General features: G+C 70.3%; 8 protein-coding genes and 1 tRNA gene. 6 read left to right on the top strand and 3 right to left on the bottom strand.

What is annotated here, in order from left to right:
- The first annotated feature begins 288 nt into the window (after positions 1 to 288).
- On the top strand, positions 289 to 894 hold the full coding sequence (gene orn / locus ACWDR4_RS37675) for an oligoribonuclease (protein ID WP_450415201.1): 606 nt from the start codon (positions 289 to 291) through the stop codon (positions 892 to 894).
- 153 nt (positions 895 to 1,047) lie between these two features.
- Positions 1,048 to 1,120: transfer RNA gene (locus ACWDR4_RS37670), tRNA-His, on the top strand.
- A 76-nt stretch (positions 1,121 to 1,196) separates the two neighbouring features.
- On the opposite strand, the gene ACWDR4_RS37665 is transcribed toward ACWDR4_RS37670, so the two are convergent.
- Positions 1,197 to 2,252 (bottom strand): LacI family DNA-binding transcriptional regulator, encoded by a 1,056-nt coding sequence (locus ACWDR4_RS37665; protein ID WP_450415199.1) that lies wholly within the window; start codon positions 2,250 to 2,252, stop codon positions 1,197 to 1,199.
- Positions 2,253 to 2,727: 475 nt separating this feature from the next.
- On the opposite strand from ACWDR4_RS37665, the gene ACWDR4_RS37660 reads away from it, so the two are divergent.
- From ACWDR4_RS37660 to ACWDR4_RS37645, 4 genes are all read left to right on the top strand, one after another.
- Complete coding sequence (locus tag ACWDR4_RS37660) at positions 2,728 to 4,053, top strand: ABC transporter substrate-binding protein (protein WP_450415198.1); 1,326 nt, start codon at positions 2,728 to 2,730, stop codon at positions 4,051 to 4,053.
- 5 nt (positions 4,054 to 4,058) lie between these two features.
- Entirely contained in the window at positions 4,059 to 5,072 is a 1,014-nt protein-coding gene (locus ACWDR4_RS37655) for a carbohydrate ABC transporter permease (protein WP_450415209.1), read from the top strand.
- A 12-nt stretch (positions 5,073 to 5,084) separates the two neighbouring features.
- Positions 5,085 to 5,987 (top strand): carbohydrate ABC transporter permease, encoded by a 903-nt coding sequence (locus tag ACWDR4_RS37650; RefSeq protein ID WP_450415196.1) that lies wholly within the window; start codon positions 5,085 to 5,087, stop codon positions 5,985 to 5,987.
- A 182-nt stretch (positions 5,988 to 6,169) separates the two neighbouring features.
- Positions 6,170 to 7,597: a GH1 family beta-glucosidase gene (locus ACWDR4_RS37645; protein ID WP_450415194.1), complete on the top strand. Its 1,428-nt coding sequence runs from the start codon at positions 6,170 to 6,172 to the stop codon at positions 7,595 to 7,597.
- 454 nt (positions 7,598 to 8,051) lie between these two features.
- Here the strand turns inward: ACWDR4_RS37645 and ACWDR4_RS37640 are convergent, their stop codons facing one another.
- Both ACWDR4_RS37640 and ACWDR4_RS37635 read right to left on the bottom strand, forming a co-directional pair.
- A complete protein-coding gene (locus tag ACWDR4_RS37640) occupies positions 8,052 to 9,467 on the bottom strand; it encodes a sensor histidine kinase (protein WP_450415192.1) in 1,416 nt (471 codons plus the stop codon).
- Positions 9,464 to 10,168, bottom strand: a complete 705-nt coding sequence (locus ACWDR4_RS37635) for a response regulator transcription factor (RefSeq protein WP_450415190.1) — start codon at positions 10,166 to 10,168, stop codon at positions 9,464 to 9,466. Before ACWDR4_RS37635 ends, ACWDR4_RS37640 begins: the two co-directional genes overlap by 4 nt.
- Positions 10,169 to 10,190: the final 22 nt, after the last annotated feature.

Genomic DNA, 10,190 nt, shown 5'->3' with positions numbered 1-10,190 from the left:
GCCCTCGGCACCCGGAGCCAGGGCACGTGCGTACTCACCGCCGTCAGCGGCCAGGTGCACAGCGCGTGGGGTTCCGGCCCGTCCCACGTTCACCACGATGTTCTCGCCCCCGCCGCCCCTACCCATTCCCATCCCTGGGGGCTGCGCCCCCAGCCCCCCCCTGTCGGCCTGAACGGCCTCGTCCTCAAACGCCGGACGGGCTGACATACCCAGCCCGTAGGGGCGGCGGGGGCGAACCCCTTGCACCGTGGGGTTCACCCCGTGCCGCCTCCCCGTAAGGTGAGACGCATGAACGATCGCATGGTGTGGATCGACTGCGAGATGACCGGTCTCTCGCTGTCGGACGACGCGCTCATCGAGGTGGCCGCACTGGTCACCGACTCCGAGCTGAACGTACTCGGCGAGGGGGTGGACATCGTCATCCGTCCGCCCGACTCGGCGCTGGAGACGATGCCGGAGGTGGTGCGGCAGATGCACACCACGTCCGGACTCCTCGACGAACTGGCCGGCGGCACGACGCTGGCGGACGCCGAGGCACAGGTCCTGGCGTATGTGCGCGAGCACGTCAAGGAACCGGGCAAGGCCCCGCTGTGCGGCAACTCGGTCGGCACGGACCGCGGCTTCCTGCTCCGCGACATGGGCACCCTGGAGGCGTACCTCCACTACCGGATCGTGGACGTCAGTTCGGTGAAGGAGCTGGCCCGGCGCTGGTTCCCGAGGGCGTACTTCAACAGCCCGGACAAGAACGGCAACCACCGCGCCCTCGCCGACATCCGCGAGTCGATCGCCGAACTGCGCTACTACCGCGAGGCGATCTTCGTACCGCAGCCCGGCCCGGACTCGGACACGGCCCGCACGATCGCGGCGAAGCACGTGTTGCCCGCAGCGCGGTAACCCGTACAGCAGCCTGCACAACAGACTTCGCAGCAGCCCGTACGACAGCCCTTCGACAGCCCCGAGAAAGCCGGGCGCGAGCACCCCTTCTGACCCTGTACACTTTTTCTCGGCCGGTCAGGAAGACCACTCGGAACTCCTCACCCGGTCATGGTGGGTGTAGCTCAGCTGGTAGAGCACCTGGTTGTGGTCCAGGATGCCGCGGGTTCAAGTCCCGTCACTCACCCTGATTCGAATTAAGGGCTGGTCCGTGAGAACGGGTCAGCCCTTAGTCGTGTCCCGGCCCCCGCCCCCGTGCTCCCTCAGGACGACATACGCGTCATCAGCTCCGTGGGCAGCACCAACCGGCGTCGCTCCAGTACCCGGGACGCCGTCGGGCGGCGGTCCGCGACCTCCTCCAGGAGGAGGTCGATCATCGCCCGGCCCATCTCCACTATCGGCTGGCGGACGCTCGTCAGGGGCGGGTCCATGTGGCGGGCTATGGCCGAGTCGTCGTAGCCGACGAGGGCCACGTCGTCGGGTATACGGCGGCCCTGTTCGCGCAGGACCTGGCGGGCGCCCGCCGCTGTCACGTCCGAGCCCGCGAAGACCGCGTCCAGGTCGGGGCAGCGGGCCAGGAGGCGGGTCATGGCGCGGCGACCGCCCTCCTCCGTGAAGTCGCCCGGTTCGATCAGGGCCTCGTCCACCCCGTGGCCTGCGGCCTCCAGGGCCTCGCGGTAGCCGTCGACGCGGCGCTGGGCGCCGTACACGTCCAGGCGGCCCGTGATGTGGGCTATCTTGCGGCGGCCCCGGGAGAGAAGGTGTTCGGCTGCCTGACGGCCTCCGCCGTAGTTGTCCGAGTCCACCGATGTCAGGGTTTCCGCCGCCGACCTCGGGCCGCTGATCACCGCCGGGATCTCCAGCTGGGCCAGCAGGTCGGGGAGCGGGTCGTCCGCGTGGACCGAGACCAGGAGGACGCCGTCGACGCGGTGGGCGGCCAGGTACTGGGCCAGGCGCTGGCGTTCTCTGTCGCTGCCCGCGAAGATCAGCAGGAGCTGCATCTCCGTGTCCGAGATCGCACCCCCGACGCCACGCAGCATGTCCGAGAAGTACGGTTCCGCGAAGAAGCGGGTCTCCGGCTCGGGGACGACGAGCGCGATGGCGTCCGTGCGGTTCGCCGCGAGGGCGCGGGCCGCCGTGTTCGGGACGTAGCCGAGTTCCGCGACCGCCGCCTCGACCGCCGCGCGGGTCGCGTCGCTGACCCTCGGGGAGCCGTTGATCACCCGGGAGACCGTGCCACGGCCCACTCCGGCGCGCGCGGCGACCTCTTCCAAGGTCGGCCGGCCACCGCTGCGGCCCCGCGCTCCGTGGCTTGCCATCTGGCTCCGCCCTTCCGCTGTCATCGCTCTGGCCTGGAATCTAACAGTCCTGTCCGGGAGTGGCCGCCGGTGCCGTCGGCGCCGACGGGGAGGCTCCGGTCGCCCCAGGGGCACCTGGGGCCGCGCGGCGCCTCGGGGCCACCGGGCCCGCCCGTGCACCAGCTCCCGTACCGGCTCCCGCTACCCGCACCCGTACTGGCCGATCTTCACCGGTCCGCGTCCCCTCCGTACCGGTCCGCCGAGTTAGTTAACAGGCAGATAACTGAAGACAGCTCCTCCCGTCACCACCCTTGACACCCCCGCCCGGACCGACGAACCTTCAACACATCACCGATGGGAGCGCTCCCACGGTACCTGACACATACACATCCCGCACGTTCCCCGCCCGAGCCGCAGCGACGATTCAAGACGAACTAACGGGCCCAACAATGCAGTTGGCCGGGGGGTCGGCACGTCAGGGCAACAGGAGGACGCAATGCGAGCACGTACCCGATCCGCCCGCAACAGGGCGGTCGTCCTCGCGGCCGTAGCATCGCTGGGCGCCGGGCTGCTGGCCGGCTGTGCCGACGACGGCGGCGACGACAACGGCAGTTCGTCGTCGGGCGCCGGCGACAGGACCACCATCACTCTTGGTCTCTTCGGCACCATGGGCTTCAAGGAGGCCGGTCTCTACGCCGAGTACGAGAAGCTCAACCCGAAGATCAAGATCGCCGAGAACGTCATCGAGCGGAACGAGAACTACTACCCGCCGCTCCTCAACCACCTCGCCACCAACAGCGGCCTCCAGGACGTCCAGGCCGTCGAAGTCGCCAACATCGCCGAGATCGTAGACACCCAGGCCGCGAAGCTGACGGACCTGTCCAAGGCCGCGGGCGTGGAGGAGAGCACCTGGCTGGACTGGAAGTGGAAGCAGGCCACCACCGACGACGGCCAGACGATCGGACTCGGCACCGACGTCGGCCCGATGGCCATCTGCTACCGCAAGGACCTCTTCGAGCAGGCCGGTCTGCCCACCGACCGCGACGAGGTGGGCAAACTGTGGGCGGGCAGCTGGGAGAAGTTCGTCGACGTCGGCCGGGACTACCAGGAGAAGGCACCCGCGGGCACCACCTTCATGGACTCGCCCGGCGGTCTGCTGAACGCCGTCCTCGGCAGTGAGAGCGAGAAGTTCTACGACTCCTCCGGCGAGGTCATCTACAAGACCAACCCGGCCATCAAGACCGGCTTCGACCTGACCGCCAAGGCCGCCGAGGAAGGGCTGCTCGGCAAGCAGACGCAGTTCCAGCCCGCCTGGGACACGACGATCGCCAACAGCAAGTTCGCCGCGATCTCCTGCCCGCCGTGGATGCTCGGCACCATCAAGGGCAAGTCGAAGCCGGAGTCCTCGGGCAAGTGGGACGTGGCCGTGCCGCCCAAGGCCGGCAACTGGGGCGGTACCTTCCTGACCGTGCCCAAGTCCGGCAAGCACGTGGCGGAGGCGACGAAGCTGATCACCTGGCTGACCGCGCCCGAGCAGCAGGCGAAGCTCTTCAGCGTGCAGGGCAACTTCCCGAGCACGCCGGCCGCGTACACCCTGCCCGAAGTCACCGGCGCGAAGAACGAGATGACGGGTGACGCCCCGATCGGCACGATCTTCGGCGAGGCGGCCAAGGCGATTCCGGTCCAGGTCATCGGCCCGAAGGACCAGATCATCATGCAGGGTCTGAGCGACAACGGCGTGATCCTGGTGACCAAGGGCAAGTCGGCCAAGGAAGCCTGGGAAACGGCCACCAAGACCATCGACAACAACCTGGAGAAGTGACCGGTATGACCGCCCGGCACGACACCGCCGCGCCCCCCGCGAAGGAGGGGGGCGCGGCCCCGGCCCGTCCGCCCGCAGGCGTCGCGCCCGAGGCGGACAAGCGCCGCCGGGACCGGCTCTCGCGCCGTTGGCAGCGCGACCTGCGCTGGAGCCCGTACGCGTTCGTCTCGCCGTTCTTCCTGCTCTTCCTCGCCTTCGGCCTCTTCCCGCTGATCTACACGGGCTGGGCCTCGCTGCACTCGGTGGAGCTGACGGCGCCCAACGACATGGAGTGGGTGGGGCTGCGCAACTACACCCGCCTGTTCGACGACGAGTTCTTCTGGAACGCGGCGCAGAACACCCTGACGATCGGCATCATCTCGACGGTCCCGCAGCTGCTGATGGCGATGGGCCTGGCCCACATCCTCAACTACAAGTTGCGGGCTTCGACCTTCTACCGGGTCGCGATGCTCGCGCCGTACGCGACGTCGATCGCCGCCGCCTCGCTCGTCTTCGTGCTGCTCTTCGGGCGCGACTACGGCATGATCAACTGGGCGCTGAACGCCGTCGGCATCGACAACGTCGACTGGCAGAACGACAAGTGGCCCTCGCAGTTCGCCGTCTCGACCATCGTCATCTGGCGCTGGACCGGCTACAACACGCTGATCTACCTGGCCGCGATGCAGGCCATCCCGCAGGACCTGTACGAGTCCGCGGCCCTCGACGGCGCCTCGCGCTGGCGGCAGTTCATCCATGTGACGCTGCCCTCGCTGCGCCCCACGATCCTCTTCACCGTGGTCGTCTCGACCATCGGTGCGACCCAACTCTTCGGTGAGCCACTGCTGTTCGACCCGAACAAGGGGGCGTCCGGCGGCCCCGAGCACGAGTTCCAGACGCTCGGGCTCTATCTGTACGAGCAGGGCTGGGTCAACCTGCACCTGGGCCGGGCCTCCGCCATCGCCTGGACGATGTTCCTGATCCTCATCGTGATCGGAGTCATCAACTACGTCATCTCGCGCCGGCTGCGCGCCAGTAGCTAAGGAGAACCGGCCGTGACGACGACACTGACGAAACCGCCCGCCCCGGACGACACGTCCCCCGGGCAGCGGCGCCCCAAGGCCAAGCGCGCCGGCGGGCACATGCACGCCGGACCGATCGCGTACATCATCCTCGTCCTGTTCACCATCGGCTCGCTGTTCCCCCTGGTGTGGACGGCGATCGCCGCCTCGCGCGACAACAACCGGCTCGCGCAGACCCCGCCGCCGTTCTGGTTCGGCGGTGGTCTGTTCGACAAGCTCGAACTCGCCTGGGAAAACGCCAACATGGGCGAGGCGATGGTCAACACCACGCTGGTGGCCGGGACTTCGGCGATCACCATCGTGTTCCTGTCCACGATCGCCGGGTTCGCCTTCGCCAAGCTGCGCTTCAGAGGGCGGGGCGCGCTGATCCTGATCGTGATCGGCACGATGATGGTGCCGCCCCAGCTCATGATCATCCCGCTCTACATGCTGGTCGCCGAGCTGGGCTGGACCGACCAGCTCCAGGCCGTGATCCTGCCGTCGCTGGTGAACGCCTTCGGGGTGTTCTTCATGCGGCAGTACCTGATCCAGGCGCTGCCGGACGAGATCATCGAGGCGGCCCGGGTGGACGGCGCGAGCAGTTGGCGTGTGGTCTGGCACGTGGTGTTCCCGGCGGCGCGGCCCGCGATGGCCGTCCTGGGCATGCTGATGTTCGTCCAGACGTGGAACGACTTCCTGTGGCCGTTCCTGGTCCTGACCCAGACCGGCAGCCCGACCGTGCAGGTGGCGGTCGCGGGTCTGGGGCGCGGTTTCACCCCCGACCAGTCCCTGATCATGGCGGGCGCGCTGCTCGGCACGCTGCCGCTGCTGATCGTCTTCGCGATCTTCGGCAAGCAGATCGTGGGCGGGATCATGCAGGGTGCGGTGAAGGGCTGACCGCGCAGGACTTTCGCAGCATGCGTTGCATTCGTTGCTTTCGCAGCTCGTGTTGCCTTCGCAGCTTTCGTACGGGAACTCTCGGGGGCCGGGTCACCGCCGCCTCGGCCCCCTCGCACGATCCCCCCACTTCCCTCTCCTCCTACCCGTCGGTCTCCACGACCTCCTATGGGAGCGCTTCCATGACTGAGCCCGTTACCCCGGTGACCTTTCCTCCCGCCTTCCTCTGGGGCGCAGCGACCTCCGCGTACCAGATCGAGGGGGCGGTGCGGGAGGACGGCCGCACCCCCTCGATCTGGGACACGTTCAGCCATACGCCGGGCAGGACGGCCGGCGGCGAGCACGGTGACATCGCTGTCGACCACTACCACCGCTACCGCGACGACGTGGCGCTGATGGCCGACCTCGGCCTGACCGCGTACCGCTTCTCCGTCTCCTGGTCCCGGGTCCAGCCGACCGGACGAGGGCCCGCGGTCCAGCGCGGCCTGGACTTCTACCGGCGTCTGGTCGACGAGCTCCTCGCCCACGACATCAAGCCGGCGGTCACCCTCTACCACTGGGACCTCCCGCAGGAGCTGGAGGACGCGGGCGGCTGGCCGGAGCGGGAGACCGCGCTGCGGTTCGCCGACTACGCCCAGATCATGGGCGAGGCACTGGGCGACCGAGTCGAGCAGTGGATCACCCTCAACGAGCCCTGGTGCAGCGCGTTCCTGGGCTACGGCTCGGGTGTGCACGCCCCCGGCCGCACGGACCCCCTCGCCTCCCTCCGCGCCGCCCATCACCTCAACCTGGCGCACGGGCTGGGTACGTCGGCCCTGCGCGCGGCGATGCCTGCCCGCAACACGGTCGCGGTGAGCCTCAACTCGTCGGTGGTGAGGCCGCTTTCACCGTCCCCGGAGGACCTGGCGGCGGTCCAGAAGATCGACGACCTCGCCAACGGCGTCTTCCACGGCCCGATGCTGCACGGCGCCTACCCGCAGACCCTGCTCACCGCCACCTCGTCGATCACGGACTGGGCGTACGTCCTGGACGGCGACCTCGCGCTGATCAACCAGCCGCTGGACGCGCTGGGCCTCAACTACTACACCCCGACGCTGGTCTCGGCGGCCGAGGAGCAGCCGAGCGGCCCGCGCGCCGACGGCCACGGCGCGAGCGACTTCTCGCCGTGGCCGGCGGCGGACGAGGTCCTCTTCCACCAGTCGCCGGGCGAGCGTACGGAGATGGGCTGGTCGATCGACCCGACCGGCCTGCACGACCTGATCATGCGCTACACGAAGGAGGCCCCGGGCCTGCCGATCTACATCACCGAGAACGGCGCCGCCTACGACGACAAGCCCGACTCCGACGGCCGCGTCCACGACCCGGAGCGGATCGCCTACCTCCACGGCCACCTGCGCGCGGTCCGCCGCGCCATCGCCGAGGGCGCGGACGTCCGCGGCTACTACCTGTGGTCCCTGATGGACAACTTCGAATGGGCCTACGGCTACAGCAAGCGCTTCGGCGCGGTGTACGTCGACTACGCGACCCTCGCCCGTACGCCGAAGTCGAGCGCCCTCTGGTACGGCCGCGCGGCCCGCAGCGGCACGCTCCCGCCGGCGAACGCCGAGTGAGCCGACGGGGGTTGACCCGCCGGGGGTTCTGATCGGGGGGGCTGATCAGGGGGTTCTGATCGGGGGGCGGGGCGCGGCGCTTGAGGGGGGCCGCGCCCCGGCCGGGGGCTGCGGGGTGGGGCCTGTGCGGCGGGGGCTGCGGGGTGGGGCCTGTGCGGCGGGGGCTGCGGGGTGGGGCCTGTGCGGTGGGGGCCTGTCCGGCGGATCCAGGTCGAGGGAAGCGGCGGCGTCTCGTCAGGGTGGGTGAGTGGGTTCGCGCAGGGCGGGGCGGGTGAGTGGATTCGCAGGCGTGCAGTCGCGAGGCGGAGGCCACGCTGAGACCCGCCGGTGCCGACACGGGCGGCGCGAGCCGGGGCGTCGGCGGCCAGTGGCAACGCCGTTGGCTGCTCTGGGCGGGGGAAAGTGTGCGAGCCCACGTGTCTCCGGCCCGATCCGTCCGGCAGGTCCCAGGCCGTCAGGAGACGGAGCGGCGGCCGAACGACGAGGTCGGACCCATGTGCCGGCGCTGGCGCCAAGTCGCCCCGGTCCCCCGGCCCCGGTGTCCGCGCCGGACCGGTGCCCTGCCGTCCAGCTGGATCCAGATGCGTATCTCCGTGCCGCCGAGTACCGACGAGCCGATGCGTACGTCTCCGCCCGTCGACTCCGCGAGTCGGCGCACGATGTCCAGGCCCAGGCCGGTCGACCCGGCGCTGCCCGAGCCGCGCCCCCTGGCCATGGCGGCCTCGGGGTCGGTGATCCCGGGGCCGGAGTCCGAGACCAGCACGATCACCGCGTCGTCGCCGTTGTGGACGTCGACCGCGAAGGCGGTGCCCTCCGGGGTGTGCCGGAAGACGTTGCCGAGCAGGGCGTCGAGGGCGGCGGCCAGGTCGGCGCGGGCCACGGGTATGCGCACCGGCCGGTCGACGCCGGCCACCCTCACCTTCCTCCCCTCGTCCTCCGCGAGCGCCGACCAGAAGGCCATCCGCTCCCGCACGACCTCGGCCGCGTCGCACCCGGCGCCCGGTCCGGCGACCGTCGTCTGCGGTTTGGCCTCCCGGGCGGTACGGATGATCGTGTCGACCTCGTGCTCCAGCTGGGCGACCGCGGCCCGGGTCTGGTCGGCGGCGGGCCCGTCGCCGAGCGAGGCCGCGTTCAGCCGCAGCACGGTCAGCGGTGTGCGGAGGCGGTGTGACAGGTCCGCTGCCAACTCCCTTTCGTTCGCCAGCAGTTGTACGACCTGGTCGGCCATCGAGTTGAACGCGACCGCCGCGAGACGCAGTTCGGCCGGCCCTTCCTCGGGCACTCTGGCGCCCAGCTTTCCCTCCCCCAGTTCGTGCGCGCCCTCGACGAGGCGCTGGGCGGGCTGCACCATGCGCACACCCAGCCGGTCGGCGACGGCGACCGAGCCGACGACGAGGACGGCCCCGACGCCGGCGAGCACCGCCCAGGCCAGGCCGACGCCGTTGCTGACCTCCGCCTCGGGGACGTACACCTCGACGACGGCTACAGCGCCGGAGCCGATCGCGACGGGCTGGAGGAGGGTGGACCCGCCGGACACCTCGGTGGTGGAGGCGCGGCCGAGTCTCCGGGTGGCCTCGATGTCGGTGTCGGTGGCGCGCTGCCGGCCGAGGTCGACCGCGCCCGTGCCGCCGCTCGCGGGGATGTGGACGGCCAGGCCCGCGTCCGAGCCGGCGGAGGCGACGACCCGTTCCAGCTGGTCGCGGTCGGTGGTGATGGAGAGGGCGGGCGCGACGGCCGCGGCCTCCCGCTCGGCGTTGGAGAAGGCACGGTCGCGGGCCATCTCCCGGATGACCAGCCCGAGCGGCACGGCGAAGGCCACCACGACCATCGTCGTGACCGCCACACACACCTTGACCAGCGCCCACCTCACAGCGGCGGCTCCGCTCCCGGCGGCGCCAGCTTCACACCCACGCCCCGCAGGGTGTGCAGATAGCGGGGCTGGGCCGCCGTCTCGCCCAACTTCCGCCGCAGCCACGACAGATGGACGTCGATCGTCTGGTCGTCGCCGTACGACTGCTGCCACACCTCCGCGAGCAGCTCCTTGCGCGCGACGACGACACCGGGCCGGCCGGCGAGGAAGGCGAGCAGGTCGAACTCACGGCGGGTCAGGTCCAGTCGTACGCCGTCCAGTTCGGCCTGTCGGCGCAGCGGGTCGATGGCCAGGCCGCCGACGCGGATGACCGAGGACGGCGGGGTGTCCACGGGCGCGGAGCGGGCCCGGCGCAGTACGGCGGCCATCCGGGCCGACAGATGCTCGACCGAGAACGGTTTGGTGAGGTAGTCGTCCGCGCCCGCGTTGAGCAGCCGGACGATCTCCGTCTCCTCGTCGCGCGCGGTGGCGACGATCACGGGCACGTCCGTGATTCCGCGCAGCATCTTGAGGGCCTCGGACCCGTCGAGATCGGGCAGACCGAGGTCCAGGATCACCACGTCGAAGCGGAAGTGGGCGACCTCGCGCAACGCCTCAAGGGCCGTGCCGACACTGCGCACCAGGTGCGCGGCATCGGTCAGATGCCGGATGAGGGCGGAGCGCACGAACTGGTCGTCCTCGACCACGAGCACACTTGCCATGCGCCGCACCGTACGCCAATCC

It is taken from the genome of Streptomyces sp. NPDC000878 (genome assembly GCF_053599695.1).
Note: the sequence above shows the minus strand (reverse complement) of the source record. Positions and strands in the feature narration are given on the sequence as shown.